Genomic DNA, 20558 nt, shown 5'->3' with positions numbered 1-20558 from the left:
TAACCCACGAAATGGGCTTCGCCCGTACCGTGGCCAACCGCGTGATCTTCATGGACAAAGGCGAAATCGTCGAGCAAGCCGCTCCAAACGATTTCTTCGACAATCCACAAAGCGACCGTACCCGCCTGTTCCTGAGCCAGATCTTGCATTGATTGGTTGAGTGGCAGGATGAAAAGCCCGGACCTAGTGTTCGGGGTTTTTTATACGCCATCGCACCCGTTGGAGCGAGGCTTGCCCGCGAAGAACGCTGAAGCGGTTTGTCTGATACACCGCATCCCTTTGTGGGAGCCGAGCTTGCTCGCGAATGGGCCCGAGACTCGATAGATTTTCTGCGGATGAAATAATGCTTTCGCGAGCAAGCTCGCTCCCACGGGTTTCACGTGGCCAGTTGGAGCCGGGCAAGCCCGCGAAGAACGCTGACGTGGTGTCGTTGTCGTCCGGATGCAGCCCAGGCCACGCTACGCTCCTGCAGAAAAGTCAGCACTAACATTTTCAAGTCAGGAAACGGTATCTTTGCCGGTCCAGCGCTGCAGTCCCGGAAACACTTATGCCAAAACCCTCAGATAGCGTCTTGCCCAAAGGCGCAAGCCTGACCCTGATCGACGTCGCCAAAGTCGCCGGTGTTTCGCCGATGACGGTGTCCAGGGCCTTGCATCGCCCTGAGCTGGTCAGCGAGAAGACCCGCAACAAGGTGCGTGAGGCCGTGCGTGCGACTGGCTATGTGTCGAACATGTTGGCGGGTGGTCTGGCGAGCAACAAAAGCCGTCTGGTGGCGATTTTTCTGCCGACCATCGCCAACTCGATTTTCGCCGATACCGTCCAGGCGCTGATGGATGCACTGACCAAAGCGGGTTACCAGACCATGCTCGGGCTGACCGGCTATTCCGCCGAACAGGAAGAAGCGTTACTCGAAGCGGTACTGGGACGGCGGCCGGATGGCATCGTGCTGACCGGTACCTTGCACACCGAGGCCAGCCGGGTGCGTTTGGCGCAGGCCGGTATTCCGGTGGTGGAAGCCTGGGACTTGAGCGAGGCGCCCATCGACATGCTTGTCGGCTTTTCCCACGAAGCGGTGGGCGAAGCAGTCGCCCGGCACCTGTTGGAGAAAGATTACAAACGCTTTTCGGTGGTCACCATCAGCGACCCTCGGGGCTTGCGCCGATGCAACAGTCTGCTGGCCGAGCTTGAGCGCCATGGCATTCAGGATGTGCCAGTTGAGGTGCTGGCGCCTCCGGCAACTCTGGAGGTTGGGCGGGAAGGTTTACGTCGTCTGCTCGACCAGGAGGTCGGTCCGGAAATTGTGATTTGCAGTTCCGACACTATCGCTCAGGGCGTGCTCGCGGAAGCGGCCAGTCGAGGCATACGCATTCCCGAAGATCTGGCGGTGATGGGCTTTGGCGACCTGAGCAGCGCCGCGCAAGTCTATCCGGCATTGTCGACGGTCAAGGTCGATGGCCTGCGAATTGGCCAGTTGACTGCTCAGGCCTTGCTGGAGCGTTTCAACAACGCAGATAGCAACGAAAAGCCCTTGCGGGTCGATACCGGCTTCACCCTCATTGATCGCGCGACTACCTGAACCCCTTGCCAAGATAATCAGGGCTCGCAAGTGCCCTGAAACGGCGCTACTGCGCGGCAAACACGGGACCTCGTAGGAGCGCGCTTGCCCGCGATAGTGGTGGGTCAGTCAAAAAATATCGTCTGATCTTGTGCTATCGCGGGCAAGCGCGCTCCTACAGCATCCCGTTGCGTAGAAAGGTGTCTTGTTATATTGAATGATTGCGCAATCATAGTAGTATCTCCATCACCTCTTCATTCATCAGCGGATGTGGAGTTTTTTTTGGCCGCTTAGTGATTGCGCAATCATCGATGAGCAGGCAAATGTCCATAAGGAGCGTTCAATGCCAATCCAACAAGAAATCATCACGTCCTCTGATCTCGACCAAATTGCCTGGGTCAAGGTCTCCTCGGTATTCCTCCCACTTGCCAACCCGATCAGTGATGCGAAAGTGCTGACCGGTCGGCAAAAGCCGATGACCGAAATTGCCATGCTGTTCGTGGAAATCGAAACCAAGGATGGCCACAGCGGCTTGGGGTTCAGTTACTCCAAGCGCGCTGGCGGCCCCGGCCAGTTCGCTCATGCTCAGGAAATTGCTCCGGCGCTGATTGGCGAGAACCCCAGCGACATCGCCAAGCTGTGGACCAAACTGTGCTGGGCTGGCGCTTCAGTGGGGCGCAGCGGCATGTCGACTCAGGCGATTGGTGCCTTCGACGTAGCTCTGTGGGACCTGAAAGCCAAGCGCGCCAATCTCTCCCTGGCGCGTCTGTTGGGTGCGCAGCGTGACTCGGTGCGTTGCTACAACACTTCGGGTGGCTTTTTGCATACGCCGCTGGATCAATTGATGAAAAACACTGATATCTCCCGTGAGAAGGGTATCGGCGGGATCAAGCTCAAAGTCGGCCAGCCGGACTGGACCATCGACATCGAGCGCGTCAGCACAGTGCGCAAACACCTTGGGGATAACTTCCCGTTGATGGTCGACGCCAACCAGCAATGGGATCGCCCGACCGCGCAGCGCATGTGCCGCAAGCTCGAAGAGTACAACCTGATCTGGATCGAAGAGCCGCTCGATTGCTACGACGCCGAAGGCCATGCGGCGCTGGCTCAGCAGTTCGATACACCGATTGCCACGGGCGAGATGCTGACCAGCGTGGCCGAGCATGCGGAGTTCATCAAGCTGCGCGGCGCCGACTTCCTGATGCCGGATGCTCCGCGTGTCGGCGGTATCACGCCGTATCTGAAAGTTGCCGCCATGGCTGAGCAGGCGGGGCTGATGCTGGCGCCGCACTTTGCCATGGAATTGCACGTTCACCTGGCGGCGGCGTATCCGACCGAGCCATGGGTAGAGCATTTCGAGTGGCTGGAGCCGCTCTTCAATGAGCGCCTTGAAACCCGTGACGGCCGCATGCTGGTGCCGACCCGCCCAGGACTGGGGCTTTCGCTCAGCGGACAGGTCAAACCGTGGACTGCGCAGCAGGTTGAAGTCGGCAAGCGTCCTTGATCTGGGTCATGTCCGGGCGTCGATAGCGGCCGGACATGACACGTTATTACAGGCTTGCGTTAAGATCGCTCGATACCAATAACATTCGAGCGATCAATCGAGCATGGCCCCGCGTATCAAAACCCGTGAACGTATCGTGCAGACCAGCCTGGAGCTGTTCAATCAGCTGGGCGAACGCAGCGTCAGCACCAATCACATTGCGGCGCACATGGAAATCTCGCCCGGCAATCTCTATTACCACTTCCCCAACAAGCAGGCGATCATCGCTGAGCTGTTCAGCGAATATGAAACCCTGGTGAACACCTTTCTGCGCCCGCCCAAAGGGCGACAGGCCAGTGTCGAAGACAAGCGTTACTACCTGCTGGAAATACTCGACGGCATGTGGCGCTATCGCTTCCTGCACCGTGATCTTGAGCATCTACTGGACGCCGACCCTGAACTTGCCGCGCGTTATCGGCGCTTTTCCCAGCACTGTCTGATTCAGGCCATGGCGATCTATGGCGGGTTTGTCGAAGCAGGCATTCTGCAGATGGATAAGGTGCAGATCGAATCCCTGACCCTCAATACCTGGATTGTCCTCACGTCCTGGGTGCGCTTTCTGTGCACGACCAGGGAAAACAGCAGCCGGCTGAATCAGGACGCCATGCGCCGCGGGGTTTATCAGGTTCTGATGCTGGAATCCGGTTACGTTACAGCGGGTGCGAGTGAGGAAGTCAGGTCGCTCTGCGAAGAATTTTACGTGCCATTGCAGCAGGCGTTGGCTGATGCTGTCTGAGAGGGATAGCGTTAAGCATCATCGGTTTCAGCTTCCTCGCTAACTCAATTGTCTACAGGAGCCTGTCATGTCCATCGCGCAACTGATCAGCCCCCAGCAACTGGCCGAGCGCCAGCAGCAACCAGGCCTGGTGATTCTCGACTGCCGTTTTGCACTGGAAGATACCGCTTACGGTCAACGCAGCTATGCCAACGGGCATATCGAGGGTTCCTGCTTTGCTGATCTGGAGCGTGATCTGAGCGGCCCGGTCAGCAAAGGCAAGACGGGCCGCCATCCGCTACCGGATGCGCAGACCCTGGTGGAGCGTTTGCAGCACTGGGGCATCAACGCCGACAGTGACGTGGTGCTTTACGACGACGGCCCCGGCGCTTATGCCGCGAGAGCCTGGTGGTTATTGGCCTGGCTCGGCAAACGTGATGGCGTGTTTATCCTCGACGGTGGCCTCAAGGCCTGGCATGCAGCGGGCTTGCCCCTGAGCCTTGATGCACCGGACAAAAAACCAGGGCATTTCACCGGTCAGCCGGATGATTCGCTGGTGCTCAGTGCCAAACACTTGCAGGACCGGCTGGGCGATCCGGAAATGACCTTGATCGATGCTCGTGCTGACGCGCGATTCCGTGGCGAAGTGGAGCCGATTGACCCTGTCGCAGGGCATATTCCCGGCGCCCAATGCGCAGCCTTCACCGATAACCTTGGTCCGGACGGCAAGTTCTTGCCTGTTGACGAACTCAAGCAACGCTTCGCGACCCAGCTGCGTGGCCGCGCTCCTGAACAGCTGGTTGCTTACTGCGGCTCAGGTGTGACGGCGTGTCACAACCTGTTTGCGTTGTGTCTGGCAGGGTATCCGCTGGGCGGGTTGTATGCCGGGTCGTGGAGCGAGTGGATCACTGATCCGCAGCGTGAGGTTGCAACGGGCTGAATCACCTAGGCGACTGCGGGCATACACGAGCGTCCGGAGACCTCGGGCCTGTGAGAGCGAATTTATTCGCCAAGGCAATGTTAATGCCGATGAAAATGCATCGGATGTAATGGCCTTTTCGCGAATGAATTCGCTCCCACAGGTGTTGGTTATGAATCCGTTGGAGCGAGGCTTGCCCGCGATACAGACACCGCGTTCTGTAGCTAGATCACCCAAACCTTATCGCGGGCAAGCACCGCGCCCACCAGAAATCGCATGCCTCCGCTGGAGCCGGGCTTGCCCGCGAATCAGCCAACACGGTGTAACAGGTGCAACGCGTCATCGTTCTTCGCGGGCAAGCCCGGCTCCAACAGATGATCGTTATTGCCAGAACAAAAAAAGCCCCTGCCGACCAAAGTCGCCAGGGGCTTTTTGTGACGCCTGAAGATTACAGGCCGGCAGCGGCGCGCAGGGCTTCGGCGCGGTCGGTTTTTTCCCAGGTGAACGTGGTGAAGGTGTCATCGCCCACGGTCTTGGTTTGCGGCGTGCGACCGAAGTGGCCGTAGGCAGCAGTTTCCTGGTACATCGGGTGCAGCAGGTCGAGCATCTTGGTGATCGCGTATGGACGCAGGTCGAAGATGTCGCGGACCAGCTTGATGATCTTGTCATCGCTGATCTTGCCGGTGCCGAAGGTGTTCAGCGAGATCGAAGTCGGCTGTGCAACGCCGATGGCGTAGGAGACCTGAATCTCGCAACGCTCAGCCAGGCCAGCGGCCACGATGTTCTTGGCAACATAGCGACCCGCGTAGGCGGCCGAACGGTCAACCTTGGATGGATCCTTGCCGGAGAACGCGCCACCGCCGTGACGGGCCATGCCGCCGTAGCTGTCGACGATGATCTTGCGACCGGTCAGACCGCAGTCACCTACCGGGCCGCCAATGATGAACTGGCCAGTCGGGTTGATGTGGAACTGGGTGTCCTTGTGCAGCAGCTCGGCTGGCAGCACGTGCTTGACGATCAGCTCCATCACGCCTTCGCGCAGGTCGTTGTAGGACACTTCTGGGTTGTGCTGGGTCGACAGAACAACCGCGTCGATGCCCACGACCTTGCCGTTTTCATAGCTGCAAGTGACCTGGGATTTGGCATCCGGGCGCAACCATGGCAGCAGGCCGGATTTGCGGGCCTCAGCCTGACGCTTGACCAGTTGGTGCGAGAACGCGATTGGCGCGGGCATCAGCTCTGCGGTTTCGTTGCTGGCGTAGCCGAACATCAGGCCCTGGTCGCCGGCGCCTTGATCTTCAGGCTTGGCACGGTCTACACCCTGGTTGATGTCAGGGGACTGCTTGCCGATGATGTTCATCACGCCGCAGGTAGCACCGTCGAAGCCGACGTCGGAGCTGGTGTAGCCAATGTCGGTGATCACGTCACGAACGATCTGTTCCAGGTCAACCCAGGCGGTCGTGGTCACTTCACCGGCAACGATGGCAACGCCCGTCTTGACCAGGGTTTCCACCGCTACGCGAGCATGTTTGTCCTGAGTGATGATTGCGTCCAGAACCGCATCGGAGATCTGGTCGGCGATTTTGTCTGGATGCCCTTCGGACACGGACTCGGAGGTGAAAAGGGAGTATTCGCTCATCTCTACGGGTTTCCTGAATTTTACCGATGGTGAGTGTTGCCAGCCGGTCGCTGAAAATGGCGGACCTGGATCTGGAAACCATTACGTAAGCCTACATAGAGGCTTTCCCCGGGAACTAGCCCCGCAGCGATGGCCCAACGGGCCAGATCATCCTGTTCGAACCCTAACCAAAGATCGCCACAGGCCTCCCTGGCCCAGCTCTGGTCATGGCTACACAGCTCGGTCACCAACAGGCTTCCGCCCGGATGGACCAATGCTGCGAGTTGTTTGAGTGCCTCGGCCGGCGCGGCGAAATGGTGCAGGACCATATTCAGTACCACGCAATCGGCGTGTACATCGGCGGCATCCAGTGCATCGGCCAGTTTCAGCTCGACATTAATCAGTGCCTGGGCGGTGCATACCTGACGCGCCATTTCGAGCATTGCAGGGCTGTTATCCAGCGCCATGACGTGCTTGAAACGACGGGCCAGTTCCGGCAGAAACCCGCCATCGCCGGGGCCGACTTCCAGTGCTGTCGCCTCTGGGCCGAAGCTCAGTTTGTCGAGCAGTGACAACAGGCTTTCCCGGTATTGGGTCAAGCCTGCGATCAGGTCTTGCTGGGCGCGGAATTTGTCCGCCGTGCGAGCGAAGAAATCCTGGCTGGCGGAGGCACGTTGCCGATGCACCAGACCGATGCGCATCTGCACATCGTCGGGTAACAGCAGCGTGTCCACTTCATCCAGCAGCGCCGCATGCAGCCTGCCGCCCGGTAGTCCGGTATGGGGCAGGGCACGCCGATAGAAAATCGCATTGCCTTCGCGTCGGGTCGCAACCAGATCAGCCTGGGCCAGCACCTTGAGGTGATGGCTCATGCCCGACTGGCCAATGGCGAAAATCTGCGCCAGTTCCAGCACGCCAAAAGAATCGTTGGCCAGAACCCGCAAAACATTCAGTCGCAATGGATCGCCGCCCGCTTTGCACAAGGCAGAGAGGTCGTCGCAGTCATCGTGGCGGATTACGGGTGCGCGCAGGTTCATAGGGCTGGCAGTCTAGTTAGCCTCCGGGGATGTCGCAAGGGCAATATCAAAAAGTTTTGATATTGGATGATGGGTGGCGAACGAGGGCACTAGCACAGCGCCATACCTGGACAAATAACGAGCAACGAGCAGGAAAAACTACCTCAACCCGCTATCTTTCATTGCTCCCAGGCAGTGCCTGAGGGAAAATGCTCGCCTTTTTCAGACCCATTCTTTCCAGTTCCCAGGAGATCAGCGATGCCCAGCCGTCGTGAGCGTGCCAACGCCATTCGTGCACTCAGCATGGATGCCGTGCAAAAAGCCAACAGCGGCCATCCCGGTGCCCCTATGGGCATGGCGGATATCGCCGAAGTACTTTGGCGCGACTATCTGAAGCACAACCCGAGCAACCCTGCATTTGCCGACCGCGACCGCTTCATCATGTCCAACGGCCACGGTTCGATGCTGGTTTACTCGCTGCTGCACCTGACCGGTTATGACCTGTCCATCGACGACCTGAAAAACTTCCGCCAACTGCACAGCCGCACACCGGGGCACCCGGAATTCGGCTACACCCCTGGCGTTGAAACCACCACCGGTCCTCTGGGCCAGGGGTTTGCCAACGCCGTGGGTTTCGCTGTAGCGGAAAAGACTCTGGCGGCCCAGTTCAACCGTCCAGGCCACAACATCGTTGACCACCACACCTACGTATTCATGGGTGATGGCTGCATGATGGAAGGCATCTCCCACGAAGTTGGCTCTCTGGCTGGCACGCTGGGCCTGAACAAGCTGATCGCGTTCTACGACGATAACGGCATCTCCATTGATGGCGAAGTCGAAGGCTGGTTCACTGACGACACGCCAAAGCGCTTCGAGTCATACGGCTGGCTGGTCATCCGCAATGTCGACGGCCATGACGCCGACGAGATCAAGACCGCCATCGACACCGCTCGCAAAAGCGACAAGCCGACCCTGATCTGCTGCAAGACCACCATCGGTTTCGGTTCGCCGAACAAGCAAGGCAAGGAAGAGTCCCACGGCGCGCCGCTGGGTGCTGACGAAATCGCCCTGACCCGCGCGGCCCTGAAATGGACCCATGGCCCATTCGAAATCCCGGCTGACATCTATGCCGAGTGGAATTGCAAAGAGAAAGGCCTGGCGACCGAAGCCGAATGGGATCAGCGCTTTGCTGCTTACTCTGCCGAGCACCCGGAACTGGCCAACGAGCTGATCCGTCGCATGAGCGGCGAATTGCCTGCCGACTTCGCCGAGAAATCTGCCGCTTACGTGGCTGAAGTCAACGCCAAGGGCGAGACCATCGCCAGCCGTAAGGCAAGCCAGAATGCACTGACCGCCTTCGGTCCGCTGCTGCCTGAGTTCCTGGGTGGTTCGGCTGACCTGGCTGGCTCCAACCTGACCATCTGGAAAGGCTGCAAGAGCATCACTGGCGAAGATGCCAACGGTAACTACCTGCACTACGGCGTGCGCGAGTTCGGCATGGGCGCCATGATGAACGGCATCGCGTTGCACGGCGGTTTCGTTCCTTACGGCGCGACCTTCCTGATCTTCATGGAATACGCCCGTAACGCGGTGCGCATGTCCTCGCTGATGAAGAAGCGCGTGCTGTATGTGTTCACCCACGACTCCATCGGTCTGGGCGAAGACGGCCCGACGCACCAGCCAATCGAGCAGTTGACCAGCCTGCGCACCACGCCGAACCTGGATACATGGCGTCCTGCGGATGCAGTTGAATCGGCGGTAGCGTGGAAATACGCCATCGAGCGCAACGACGGTCCTTCTGCACTGATCTTCTCGCGTCAGAATCTGCCGCACCAGGCTCGTGACGAAGCGCAACTGGCGGACATCGCCCGTGGTGGCTACGTGCTGCGTGACTGCGTCGGCGAGCCTGAGCTGATCCTGATCGCTACGGGTTCGGAAGTTGGCCTCGCTGTTCAGGCCTTCGACGCACTCAGCGCTCAAGGTCGTAACGTACGCGTGGTTTCCATGCCATGCACCAGCGTCTTTGATGCTCAGGATCCGGGCTACAAGCAAGCGGTCCTGCCGCTGCAGGTCAGCGCCCGTATCGCCATTGAAGCTGCGCACGCGGACTTCTGGTACAAGTACGTCGGCCTTGAAGGTCGCGTCATCGGCATGACTACCTTTGGCGAGTCGGCGCCTGCGCCAGCCCTCTTCGAAGAGTTCGGCTTCACCTTGGAAAACATCCTGGGTCAGGCTGAAGAGTTGCTGGAAGACTGATAGCGATCTGTTGGAGCGAGGCTTGCCCGCGAACGAGGCGATGCGGTTTGTCTGACAGACCTCGTTGCTGTATTCGCGGGCAAGCCTCGCTCCAACGGGCCTGATACACCCAACGAGAACCCCATGCCCCAACACCGTCCTTACAAAGTTGCACTCAACGGCTACGGCCGGATCGGCCGCTGCGTCGTGCGCGCGCTGTGCGAGCGAGGGACGAAGGCCGGGTTCGAAGTGGTCGCCATCAACGATCTGGCCGACATGGCCAGCCTCGAATACCTCACGCGCTTTGACTCCACACACGGCCGCTTTCCTGGCGAAGTGCGGGTCGAAGGGCAGTATCTGCACATCAATGATCACAAGATCAAAGTGCTGCGCAGCGCGACGCCGGAAGACGTTGACTGGGCCGAGTTGGAAATTGATCTGGTCCTCGAATGCTCAGGCGTCTACAACACCCGCGAAGACGGCCAGCGGTTCCTCGACGCCGGCGCACCGCGGGTGCTGTTTTCACAGCCCATGGCCAGCGAGGCCGATGTCGATGCCACCATCGTGTTCGGCATCAATCAGCAAAAGCTGACGGGTCGCGAGCTGCTGGTGTCCGCAGCATCCTGTACCACCAATTGCAGCGTGCCCTTGCTGCGCCTGCTGGATCAGGCACTCGGTCTGGAATACGTCACCATCACCACGATCCACTCGGCGATGAACGACCAGCCCGTGATTGACGCCTATCATCATGAAGATCTACGCCGCACCCGTTCGGCCTTCCAGTCGATCATCCCGGTGTCCACTGGTCTGGCGCGAGGCATCGAACGGCTTCTGCCGGAACTTGCGGGCCGAATTCAGGCCAAAGCAGTGCGCGTGCCGACCGTTAACGTGTCGTGTCTGGACATCACTTTGCAGACCGCACGGGACACCGACGCTACGGAGATAAACCGCATTCTGCGCGAGGCCGCCACCGGTGGCCCGCTCAAGGGTTTGCTGGCTTATACCGAGCTGCCGCACGCCAGTTGCGATTTCAACCATGACCCTCATTCGGCCATCGTCGATGCGAGTCAGACCCGCGTATCCGGCCCACGGCTGGTCAATCTGCTGGCCTGGTTCGACAACGAATGGGGGTTTGCCAACCGAATGCTTGACGTTGCCGAGCACTTTTTGCACGTCGCAGACCCACAACAGTAAAAAAACAGGGATTCACTCATGACCGTGTTGAAGATGACCGACCTCGACCTGCAAGGTAAGCGTGTACTGATCCGCGAAGACCTCAACGTCCCGATCAAGGACGGCGCTGTCAGCAGCGATGCACGTATTCTCGCGTCGCTGCCGACCATCAAGCTGGCGCTGGAAAAGGGCGCGGCCGTGATGGTCTGCTCGCACCTGGGTCGTCCGACCGAGGGTGAGTTCTCCGCCGAGAACAGCCTCAAGCCGGTTGCCGAGTACCTGAGCAAGGCGTTGGGCCGTGAAGTGCCGCTGATTGCTGATTATCTGGACGGTGTTGACGTCAAAGCGGGCGACATCGTGCTGTTCGAGAATGTGCGCTTCAACAAGGGCGAGAAAAAGAACGCCGACGAGCTGGCGCAGAAATACGCCGCTTTGTGTGACGTGTTTGTGATGGATGCGTTCGGCACGGCGCATCGCGCTGAAGGCTCGACCCACGGCGTGGCCAAATTCGCCAAAGTAGCCGCTGCGGGTCCGCTGCTGGCTGCAGAGCTGGACGCGTTGGGCAAGGCCCTCGGCGCTCCTGCCCAGCCAATGGCGGCCATCGTTGCCGGCTCCAAGGTTTCCACCAAGCTGGACGTCCTCAACAGCCTGAGCGCCATCTGCAATCAGTTGATCGTTGGCGGCGGCATCGCCAATACCTTCCTGGCTGCTGCGGGGCACAAGGTCGGCAAATCTTTGTACGAACCCGACCTGCTGGATACCGCACGTGAAATCGCAGGCAAGGTCAGTGTGCCGTTGCCTGTGGATGTAGTGGTCGCCAAGGAGTTTGCCGAGAGCGCTACAGCAACCGTCAAACTCATCGCCGACGTTGCGGACGACGACATGATTCTGGATATCGGCCCGCAAACTGCCGCGCACTTCGCCGAACTACTGAAATCTTCCAAGACTATTCTGTGGAACGGACCGGTCGGCGTGTTTGAATTCGATCAGTTCGGTGAAGGCACCAAAACTCTGGCCAAAGCCATTGCTGAAAGCTCTGCGTTCTCGATTGCCGGTGGCGGTGACACTCTGGCGGCAATCGATAAATATGGCGTAGCGGACAAGATCTCCTACATTTCCACTGGCGGCGGTGCTTTCCTGGAGTTTGTTGAAGGCAAGGTTCTTCCCGCCGTAGAAATTCTGGAACAGCGCGCCAAGGCCTGATACCAGGCCTTGTGGAAGGGAATTGAAATGCTCAAGCCATTACAGCTGCTGCTGATTGCCGGGGTTCTGGCCGGGTGTGCCAGCGAGCCGGAAGCCGAAGAGGCTGTGAGTGAGCCTGCACTGGCACACCTTGGCTGTTATCAGGCTAATTGGCAGGCTGAAACCGTGCCGGTCATCTACAAGCGAGGTGGCTCGGCGGTGCTGGAGAAGTACGAATTCATGCCGAATGTCGGGTCAGTCGCTTGTCGGTAAGGCGCGATCAAAGTGCGAGTCAGGCAACATCTGGGGTCAGGAGCGGTCTTTAAAGGGTGGATAACTTTTCTGGATAAGGATTTTCACCATGAAAACCGCCGCCCTGACCTTGTTGAGTTGCTTGATATTTGCCGGTTGCAGCGGGGTTGGCACGCATGCCAAGACCTGTGAAGTATTCAGTCCGGCGTCCGTGAACGTGCCGACGACCCAGAACGATCAACGGGTTGAGGCGCAGGCTACGGGCGAGCCGGCCGATGATCGGAACCAGGAACAGAACTGCCCCTGAAGATTGAAGCAACTGGCATTTGCCTTGCTTCGCAGGGCGGGCCAGGAGAAGTAATGAAAGGCTTGATTGCCCTTGCGACACTTGCACTGCTTGGCGGTTGCGCCAGCATGAAAGCTCCGGAAACAAAGGACACATGGGCCAATTGGGTCTGTGACAGCAAAGCCCAGGTGCATTGGCGTTATGTTGATCAGGCCAAGGCTGAAGTTGACGTGCGCCTTAACGAGAGTGATCAGGTATTCCGTCTCAAGGCTGAGCCGGGTTCACCTGCGTTGTACAGCAATGGTGTGCTGGCTTTCCAGAACAAGGGCGATGAAGGCCTTGTTTACTGGGAGGCCACCAATGATTTGATCGGGCGCGGTTGCAAGCAGGTTCGCTGACCGGCACCGATGATCCCGCGCACAGCCTTCTGGCTGCTGCGCAGAACTTGAATAGCAGCCGCCGCTACGGCCGGTTTGCACGATAACGACCCTACCGGGAGAGAGACAGACAATGGCACTTATCAGCATGCGCCAGATGTTGGACCACGCAGCCGAATTCGGTTATGGCGTCCCAGCTTTCAACGTGAACAACCTGGAACAAATGCGCGCCATTATGGAAGCGGCCGACAAGACCGATTCCCCGGTGATCGTCCAGGCTTCGGCCGGTGCCCGCAAATATGCTGGTGCGCCGTTCCTGCGCCACCTGATCCTGGCGGCAGTCGAAGAATTCCCGCATATCCCTGTGGTCATGCACCAGGATCACGGCACCAGCCCTGATATCTGCCAGCGCTCGATCCAGCTGGGCTTCAGCTCGGTCATGATGGACGGCTCGCTGGGTGTCGACGGCAAAACGCCAACCACCTACGAATACAACGTTGAAGTCACGCGTCGCGTTGTCGCCTTCGCTCACGCCTGTGGCGTTTCGGTAGAAGGTGAGCTGGGTGTTCTGGGCTCGCTGGAAACCGGCATGGCCGGCGAAGAAGACGGCGTTGGCGCAGAAGGCATGCTCGACCACAGCCAGATGCTGACCGATCCTGAAGAAGCCGCTGACTTCGTCAAGAAAACCCAGGTCGATGCCCTGGCAATCGCCATTGGCACCAGCCACGGCGCTTACAAGTTCACCAAGCCTCCTACCGGTGACATCCTGGCGATCGACCGCATCAAGGAAATCCACAAGCGCATCCCGAACACTCACCTGGTGATGCACGGTTCGTCTTCGGTTCCGCAAGAGTGGTTGAAGATCATCAACCAGTACGGTGGCGACATCAAAGAAACCTACGGCGTACCGGTTGAAGAGATCGTTGAGGGCATCAAGCACGGCGTGCGCAAGGTCAACATCGATACCGACCTGCGTCTGGCGTCCACCGGTGCCATTCGTGAGTTCATGGCCAAGAACCCGAGCGAGTTCGACCCACGTAAATACCTGGCCAAGACCGTGACGGCCATGCGTGACGTGTGTATCGCTCGCTACGAAGCGTTCGGCACTGCTGGCAATGCCTCGAAGATCAAGCCAGTGTCTCTGGACCTGATGTTCGAGCGTTATGCCCGTGGCGAACTGGATGCCAAAATCAACTGAGTCGTGGTTGATTAAGCACTGAAAAAGCCCGCAGCGATGCGGGCTTTTTTGTGGGTGGTGATTGAGAATCAGCACTTTTCGTTTAAACGGAAATTTTAGCTTTTAAATTTGTCGTTACATCCTTGGCCGATTTATCGCTCTTGTTGGCGGATATATGGCTCAACTTACATTTCTGACTCACCGACATATATTCAACACAGTTTCGATAAGGAAATAATTATGAATATGACAGTCAGTGTCGGCACTCCAGGGGCTCCAGGTTCGATTACTTATACGCCGATGGAGTACGTAATCAAAATCAAGAATCCTGAGATGGTGGAGAATAAATTTACCGTAAAGGAAGATCGTCAGGCTCGGGATGTCATGGAGAGGCTCGGAGTCTTTGATTTTGGCAAGCTGGAGGAGCTTGTGGATGGGCTGGATTTTACAGCGATCAGTACTCGCCAACTAAGTCGCTTGAGCTCAGAACTCCGTGCCTTGGGGCTTAACGATGAGTTTGCTGCTGTCTATCTCTCTCTCGGCAACGAGGACACAGGTTTTGACGGTAAGCAGAGAAACCTAGACGTCAAATTCAATGCGATTCCTTTGCTCAACGAGCAGCTCAATAGCCAGATCGAGTTTGGTCGCAGCCAGGGACTAACCCACGATAAGGCCTATGGTCGGATTCTGAATAGCTATGCCAATGCTAACCATGTGGTGGCTGCACTGTCATATCTGACGAAGAGCGCACAGAAATTGCCCTCTATCAACGAGCGGGCGTGATCTAAAAATCAATGCGCCAGGCCTCCGGGCGTGGCGCATTGAGGCTAGTGATTATCGGGTTGTGGCTATGCTGCCGGAGTAAGCTCGGCTCACTGAGTGCTCGTTGGAGGTCCGAATTTGGAACGTGCCCTCAGTCGTGATTGCTGAGGCAGATGTGCCGTGGGCTTCAGCTATTTTTTTCCATTGGCCGTTTTCCAGTTTTTCAATCCACATCTTCGGCGCTGGGCCGCTTCCAAGAGGTTGGACGCGGGCAGCAACAATCACCGAGCGGCAGCCAGATGCGTTGACCAGCGTAACCGGACCATAGGCTGTCCCCGTACTGTCTGGCGGAATTGCTCCCGAATATCGATTGGTTAGGGTAAGGCATCCCGCTTCAGCTTGTGAAACCAATGCCATAGTGAACAGTGAAGCCAGTAGTGTTTTTTTCATGATGAATTCTCGTTATATAAAATTATTAGTTCGATCGTTATGGAGGTCGAACGGGTACATACGAAATTAATTTCGCATGTCGGAAATTTCTGTGGTGGAAGTACTATTTGTAGGAAGCGTCTTACATATCCATCTACCTCTTGAAGTAGTGTTTAAAATATGTTTTGACGTAATAGATTTTCGATTAAAAGATCAAGCGGATCCTCGCGAAACTTATCCGAAGGGATAGTTTTTTTTGTAGGTGGTACGATGCCAGGATTGTTTGCGTGCTCTGTGGGAGATTGCCCGTCTTCCAGACGCCGCGCTGTCGCGCAGCAAACGGTGAGCGTGTGGGAGCGTGCTTGCTCGCGAAGGCGGTATTGAGGTTAGGCAGGTGCTTGGTAACTCCGACCTCTTCGCGAGCAAGGTGGAGCGCCACCCCGGTCGCTCCCACAAAATCATCTGAATCAAATGATTCCTGTTTTGTTTGATGAGAGCTGCCGAAGGCTGCGAATAGCGGAGTGTCAGGCAAATGGCGTTCGTCGCCGTCGAAACCCCCGACGACGTCACAGGGCCAATGAATAACAGTTGGGTTGAATTCAGCCCTATAAGCGCTCATGAGCGCTTATAGGGCTGTGAAGGGCTTAGCGCACGGCGCTGTCGTTGCGCACCATCAGCAAGCGCGACGCTTCGTTGTAATCGGCCTGGAAGGAGGGACTGCCAATCCACTCAACCGCGGTGTCTTCATCTTCATCGAAGAACATCCCACGGTACGTGATGAGCAGGCCCATCATGAAGTCGGTGGCCTCTTCTTCGTCTTCTTCGGCAATCACCAGTTCCAGCACCGGGTACTGCAGGAACACCGCGCACATCGCCAACTGGCTGATGGCCTGGGCGGCCTTCATGGTCTGGAACAGGTCATCGAAGTCAGCCGGATCGAAACCGTTTTCAACGATGTCCTTGAAATCGAAAGTGCTCAGGTCGATCTCGACGTCATCGAAAGGCTGATCAATCAGGGGCGAAGCGAACATCGGGTGCACGACTTTCTTCGCCGGCTTGTGCGAGCGGTTCTGCTTGGCCTTGGCTTTCGCCCGTTGGGCGCGTTTTTGCTGCTTGTCTGGCGAAGCCATGAATTCGGGTCCTATTGCGGCGAATAATCACAAGGCGCCATTGAAACGCAGATCGGGGGAAATATCCAAGGGGCGGGGCTGCTGGTTACGACGGCGTCGATTGCGGTGCGCGCGACATAGCGCTTTCGCGACCGACGTAACCTCCGATCGCACACAGGTCTATCGCTCGTTCAGGGCTGTCCAGCATCCTGAAATCTCGCTCTGCCAGCTACACAAACCGCAGGCAATAAAAAACCCGCACTAGGCGGGTTTTTTGATTTTCAGATGATGTTGACACCACCTGAAATTAATTAGTGGTGCCCAGAGACGGAATCGAACCGCCGACACGGGGATTTTCAATCCCCTGCTCTACCGACTGAGCTATCTGGGCAACGGGGCGCATTAAACGTGTTTTTCAGGGGGTCGTCAAGCATGTTTTTTAAAAAATCTTAATTATTACCGTCGCTTACGACCCACACTGGCTGAAACGCTTTATTTCTCGGGGGGAACGTAGCCTTCGGCCTGGGCGTACTCCTCGCCGGACAGGAACTTGTCCATCTGGGTCTGGAGGAATTTTCGATCTTCGGCGTTCATCATGTTCAAGCGTTTTTCATTGATGAGCAGGGTCTGGTGCTTCTGCCAGTCGGCCCAGGCTTTCTGCGAGACGTTGTTGAAGATGTCTTCGCCTTTGGCGCCTGGGTACGGGGCGCGTTCCAGGCCAGGCAGTTCTTCTTTGTACTTGCGGCACATTACGGTGCGGGTCATGACGACTCTCCTGCGTTCAATACGTCGGCTGCGCGTTTCAGCAGCTTCTTCACCGGGGCAGCAAGGCCCAGGCGCGGCGGGGTGGCGAGGTTATACCAGAGCCAGTCGGCCTCGGCCACGTGATGAGCGGACTCCTGGACTTCAACCAGCCAAGGCTCGATGCTCAGTTGGAAGTGGCTGAAAGTATGGACGAGCCCTGGCAACTCCTGATGTTTGCCCAGTTCCAGCGAGTGTTGCAGGGCCAGATGTTGCAGGTCGTCGAAGTCGTCCAGCTCTGGCAGGCTCCACAATCCACCCCATAGCCCGGTTGAGGGCCGGCGATAAAGCAGAATAGCGCCGTCGCGATTGGCGAGCATCGGCATCAGGGTGCGCTTCTGCGGGACCTCTTTGCGCGGCTTGGGGATCGGGTAGCGGGTTTCCAGGCCGAGCATATGTGCCTGGCAGCCTGATTCAAGCGGGCAGAGCAGGCAGCTGGGTTTGCTGCGTGTGCATAACGTGGCGCCCAGATCCATCATTGCCTGGGTGTAGTTGTTGACTCTCGTCTGAGGCGTGTAACGCTCTGCAGTCGCCCATAGCTGTTTAGCCACCTTCGGCTCGCCGGGGTAGCCTTCCTGTGCTGTAAAGCGCGCTAGAACGCGTTTGACGTTGCCATCCAGAATCGGCGCGCGCAGGCCCATGCTCAAACTGGCAATGGCGCCGGCCGTGGAGAGTCCGATGCCAGGCAGCAGGATAAGTTTTTCCACATCGCGGGGAAATTCGCCGTCGTGGTCAGCGACGACGATTTTTGCAGTCTTTTGCAAATTGCGTGCGCGGGTGTAGTAACCCAGTCCGGTCCACAGATGCAGGACTTCGTCTTCCGGTGCTTCAGCCAGGGCTTCGACGCTGGGCAGGGCTTCCATGAAACGATCGAAGTAGTTCAGGACGGTGCTGACCTGGGTCTGTTGCAGCATGATTTCCGATACCCAGACTCGATACGGCGTAATTCCTTGTTGCCAGGGCAGGTTGTGTCGACCGTGGCGGTCATACCAGTCAAGTACGGCGCTGGAGAATTGCTCGGGTTGCATTGCTGATCCGGTATGGTGAGTGACTCAGGTCTATGCCTGTCTTGTAGGAGCGCGCTTGCCCGCGATTGCGTCAGTTCAGGCAACAATGATGTCGCCTGACAGATTGAATCGCGGGCAAGCGCGCTCCTACAGGAGGCTGGTCGTTAACGTTTGAACAATCCGCGCAGGGCGTCTTTGAGTTCAGGGCTGACTTTGTCGCCGAGTTTTTCCTCGATCTTGTCGCTGATTTTGTCGCCAGCCAGTTTTGCGGCGACCTGGCCCAAGCCTTCCTTGTCCAGGCGACAGGCTTTGGCGCCCAGTTCCAGCGGACCACGACAACGCACCGGCCACTCGATGCCAACGTAGCGCGGATTGACCTCGCACGCGGGGTCAGGCATTTCGGTTTTATCACCCTCTATCACGATGCCGATGCGGTAGTTCATGCCGAGTACGCGCAGGTCTACATCTCCGTCCCCATTGACGGTCAGGCCAGGGATTTGCACTTTCAGGTCAGGGTTACTGGCAACGCCGTTACGGAACACCAGGTTCCCGTTGAGTTGCTGAAATGGCGTGTCCTTGCCCCGTGGCTCGCCACTGAGGGTTTTGCGGTTGAGCAGCGAGATGCCCTGGCAAAGCTGTTGCTCAAGGTTGGCGTTGACCAGCACGCCGTTGTTGAGCATGAAGCTGGCAGTGCCGTTGAGGCTGTCGATCAAGGCTTTTTCGCTGTTGCCCTTGCCGTTCAGGTCGCTGTTGAGCGTAAGCAGGCCTCTGACCGGTGGCGTTTGATCCTGGCTTTGCAGGAAACGCTCAACCGGGACTTTGGCGACGCGGGTCTGCACGCTGGCCAGCGGCACGTCGGGACGCACGTCAAGGTTGCCTTTGACTTCGAAATTGCCGTTGTAGAGATCCCCACGCAGGCTGTCGAGCTTGACCACCCCGTTCAAAGCCTGGGTCTTGATTGCAGCGTTCTGGATCGGCAGCTTGTTGAGGGTCAGCGTGCCGAAGCTGATGTCGGCATCAACATCGAGCTTGCGCATGCGCTCCAGTGGCAGCAGTTTTTCGGTGCTCCAGGCAGCCTTGGTCGGCTGGTCCGGTAGTGGTGTGGTGCCTGCGCCAGCCACCGCAGCAGCTTCACTGCTTTGCACTTCGGATTTACGCGCGGCGGAAGCGCCTTTCTTCTCTGCGCTTTCTGCCGGGCGATAACGATCGGCGTTGAAGGTATCGCCTTTGAGTTGAACGCGCAGGGCCTGTTTAGCGAAGTCTTCGATGGCAATGCGGCCAGTAAAGGTGCTGTCATCGATTTTCAGGTTGAGGTCGTCAAGGGATGCGCTGGTCGGTGTACCACTCAGGCGGCTGACCATCTCGACCTTGCTCAGGCTGCCTGCGCCCATGGCTGGGAGCGGCTGGCCGATGCTGTCGAGGAACGTGTGCAGGTCGAACTGAGCGATAGAGATCGCGCCGGTGATTTGCGGAGTTTTGTCCAGGTCCCGGGCACGCAACTCGCCCAGCGCGCGCAGTTGATTGGCTGACAACTTGAGGTTGGACCATTCGGCAACGTTGGCTGCAAGGTCTACCAGAAGCTGACCCTGGGCGGCAAAGGTCACGGTTTTGCCCTGCAAGGGCTCGCCGGAGGCTTCGCCTGACAAACGCATGTCACCAAATTGATAGCGTTTGAGGGCGCGATCCAGGCGTAACTCGCCGACCAGTTCGGTCTTGGCGCGCATGACCGGTTGAGTCGTACCCAGAAACGCCGTCAGTTTGATCGGGATATCGGCGCCTTCGTGGATCGCCCCGGTGCTCAGTTGGATGCTCTCGGCGGTGAAAGACTGACCTTTGCGAGCGTCGACATATTCAACCCGCGCGTTGTTTACGGTCAGGCTGTCAATGTCGAGCTTGAGAGGTTGCGATGGCTTGTCAGGCTTGGCGGCAGGGGGGGTAGAGCCGTCAGCGGTTGGTGCTGTAGTAGCACCCACGACCGGCGCCGGCTTGCCGATATCTTCCCAGTTGGCGTGGCCGTTCTCATCACGGTTCAGCCGCAGGTTCAGGCCTTCGACTCGAACATCGCTCATCTGGACTTCGCGACGCAGCAGCGGCAGTACGCGCACGGACAGGCCGAGCATTTGCAAGTCAGCGAAAGGTTGAGTCGGATTGGTCAGGGTCGCCACGCTGGCTTCATGCAGCTCAAGGCCCAGCCAGGGGAACAGGCTCCAGCCAATGTCGCCGTTGAGGGTCAGTTCGATGTTGGCCTTGTCGCGGGCCAGTTGGCGAATCTCGTCTTTATAGTCGTTGGGATCAAACAGATGGGTCAGGGCGAAGCCTAGAGCCACGATGATCAGCAACAGTCCGAGAACAAAAAGTCCCAGGATTTTGCCGAACGCTTTCATGGGCGAGTCCTTGTGTTC

General features: G+C 57.9%; 19 protein-coding genes, 1 tRNA gene and 1 pseudogene. 13 read left to right on the top strand and 8 right to left on the bottom strand.

The genetic code is table 11. The features are described from left to right. The 5 genes and pseudogenes from IV01_RS26375 to IV01_RS10185 all read left to right on the top strand — a co-directional run. Nucleotides 1-152, top strand: a pseudogene (locus IV01_RS26375) (amino acid ABC transporter ATP-binding protein); the annotation flags it as partial. Nucleotides 153-547: 395 nt separating this feature from the next. After that, nucleotides 548-1576, top strand: coding sequence for a LacI family DNA-binding transcriptional regulator (locus IV01_RS10170; protein WP_032629414.1), 1029 nt, complete (start codon nt 548-550; stop codon nt 1574-1576). 322 nt (nt 1577-1898) lie between these two features. Then, nucleotides 1899-3059: an L-talarate/galactarate dehydratase gene (locus IV01_RS10175; RefSeq protein WP_032629413.1), complete on the top strand. Its 1161-nt coding sequence runs from the start codon at nt 1899-1901 to the stop codon at nt 3057-3059. Nucleotides 3060-3162: 103 nt separating this feature from the next. Next, nucleotides 3163-3834 carry a TetR/AcrR family transcriptional regulator gene (locus tag IV01_RS10180; protein WP_032629411.1) on the top strand — a complete coding sequence of 224 codons (672 nt, stop codon included), beginning with the start codon at nt 3163-3165 and terminating at the stop codon, nt 3832-3834. Between the two features lie 67 nt (nt 3835-3901). Continuing rightward, entirely contained in the window at nt 3902-4753 is an 852-nt protein-coding gene (locus IV01_RS10185) for a sulfurtransferase (RefSeq protein ID WP_032629409.1), read from the top strand. Nucleotides 4754-5180: 427 nt separating this feature from the next. Here IV01_RS10185 and metK read toward each other — a convergent pair whose 3' ends face one another. Together metK and IV01_RS10195 are read right to left on the bottom strand one after the other, a co-directional pair. Continuing rightward, complete coding sequence (gene metK / locus IV01_RS10190; protein WP_032629408.1) at nt 5181-6371, bottom strand: methionine adenosyltransferase; 1191 nt, start codon at nt 6369-6371, stop codon at nt 5181-5183. Between the two features lie 20 nt (nt 6372-6391). Next, complete coding sequence (locus IV01_RS10195) at nt 6392-7387, bottom strand: ArsR/SmtB family transcription factor (RefSeq protein ID WP_032629407.1); 996 nt, start codon at nt 7385-7387, stop codon at nt 6392-6394. Nucleotides 7388-7624: 237 nt separating this feature from the next. Between IV01_RS10195 and tkt the strand changes: the two genes are divergently transcribed. The 8 genes from tkt to IV01_RS10235 all read left to right on the top strand — a co-directional run bounded on the left by tkt (nt 7625) and on the right by IV01_RS10235 (nt 14831). Further along, on the top strand, nt 7625-9622 hold the full coding sequence (gene tkt, locus IV01_RS10200; RefSeq protein ID WP_032629406.1) for a transketolase: 1998 nt from the start codon (nt 7625-7627) through the stop codon (nt 9620-9622). A gap of 123 nt (nt 9623-9745) precedes the next feature. Next, entirely contained in the window at nt 9746-10795 is a 1050-nt protein-coding gene (epd, locus tag IV01_RS10205) for an erythrose-4-phosphate dehydrogenase (protein ID WP_032629405.1), read from the top strand. A gap of 18 nt (nt 10796-10813) precedes the next feature. Continuing rightward, nucleotides 10814-11977: a phosphoglycerate kinase gene (locus IV01_RS10210; protein ID WP_032629404.1), complete on the top strand. Its 1164-nt coding sequence runs from the start codon at nt 10814-10816 to the stop codon at nt 11975-11977. 27 nt (nt 11978-12004) lie between these two features. Next, nucleotides 12005-12229 carry a lipoprotein gene (locus tag IV01_RS10215; protein WP_032629403.1) on the top strand — a complete coding sequence of 75 codons (225 nt, stop codon included), beginning with the start codon at nt 12005-12007 and terminating at the stop codon, nt 12227-12229. Nucleotides 12230-12317: 88 nt separating this feature from the next. Continuing rightward, nucleotides 12318-12515, top strand: a complete 198-nt coding sequence (locus IV01_RS10220; RefSeq protein WP_032629402.1) for a hypothetical protein — start codon at nt 12318-12320, stop codon at nt 12513-12515. A gap of 53 nt (nt 12516-12568) precedes the next feature. After that, nucleotides 12569-12892, top strand: a complete 324-nt coding sequence (locus IV01_RS10225; protein WP_032629401.1) for an MliC family protein — start codon at nt 12569-12571, stop codon at nt 12890-12892. 112 nt (nt 12893-13004) lie between these two features. Then, nucleotides 13005-14069, top strand: coding sequence for a class II fructose-bisphosphate aldolase (fba, locus tag IV01_RS10230; RefSeq protein WP_032629400.1), 1065 nt, complete (start codon nt 13005-13007; stop codon nt 14067-14069). 219 nt (nt 14070-14288) lie between these two features. Next, the gene (locus tag IV01_RS10235) at nt 14289-14831 is read left to right on the top strand and encodes a hypothetical protein (RefSeq protein WP_032629399.1); all 543 of its coding nucleotides are present in this window, start codon (nt 14289-14291) and stop codon (nt 14829-14831) included. 51 nt (nt 14832-14882) lie between these two features. Here IV01_RS10235 and IV01_RS26670 read toward each other — a convergent pair whose 3' ends face one another. The 6 genes from IV01_RS26670 to IV01_RS10265 all read right to left on the bottom strand — a co-directional run bounded on the left by IV01_RS26670 (nt 14883) and on the right by IV01_RS10265 (nt 20540). Then, the gene (locus IV01_RS26670) at nt 14883-15260 is read right to left on the bottom strand and encodes a hypothetical protein (protein ID WP_154232231.1); all 378 of its coding nucleotides are present in this window, start codon (nt 15258-15260) and stop codon (nt 14883-14885) included. Nucleotides 15261-15883: 623 nt separating this feature from the next. Continuing rightward, nucleotides 15884-16369 (bottom strand): hypothetical protein, encoded by a 486-nt coding sequence (locus tag IV01_RS10245; RefSeq protein ID WP_032629396.1) that lies wholly within the window; start codon nt 16367-16369, stop codon nt 15884-15886. Between the two features lie 294 nt (nt 16370-16663). Next, a tRNA-Phe gene (locus IV01_RS10250) sits at nt 16664-16739 on the bottom strand. A gap of 101 nt (nt 16740-16840) precedes the next feature. Beyond that, nucleotides 16841-17113: an oxidative damage protection protein gene (locus tag IV01_RS10255; protein ID WP_032629395.1), complete on the bottom strand. Its 273-nt coding sequence runs from the start codon at nt 17111-17113 to the stop codon at nt 16841-16843. After that, nucleotides 17110-18177: an A/G-specific adenine glycosylase gene (gene mutY / locus IV01_RS10260; RefSeq protein WP_032629394.1), complete on the bottom strand. Its 1068-nt coding sequence runs from the start codon at nt 18175-18177 to the stop codon at nt 17110-17112. Before mutY ends, IV01_RS10255 begins: the two co-directional genes overlap by 4 nt. A gap of 143 nt (nt 18178-18320) precedes the next feature. Continuing rightward, nucleotides 18321-20540 carry an AsmA family protein gene (locus IV01_RS10265; protein WP_032629393.1) on the bottom strand — a complete coding sequence of 740 codons (2220 nt, stop codon included), beginning with the start codon at nt 20538-20540 and terminating at the stop codon, nt 18321-18323. Nucleotides 20541-20558: the final 18 nt, after the last annotated feature.

Origin of the sequence: Pseudomonas syringae (genome assembly GCF_000737245.1) — a bacterium.
Lineage (GTDB): Bacteria > Pseudomonadota > Gammaproteobacteria > Pseudomonadales > Pseudomonadaceae > Aquipseudomonas > Aquipseudomonas syringae_J.
Note: the sequence above shows the minus strand (reverse complement) of the source record. Positions and strands in the feature narration are given on the sequence as shown.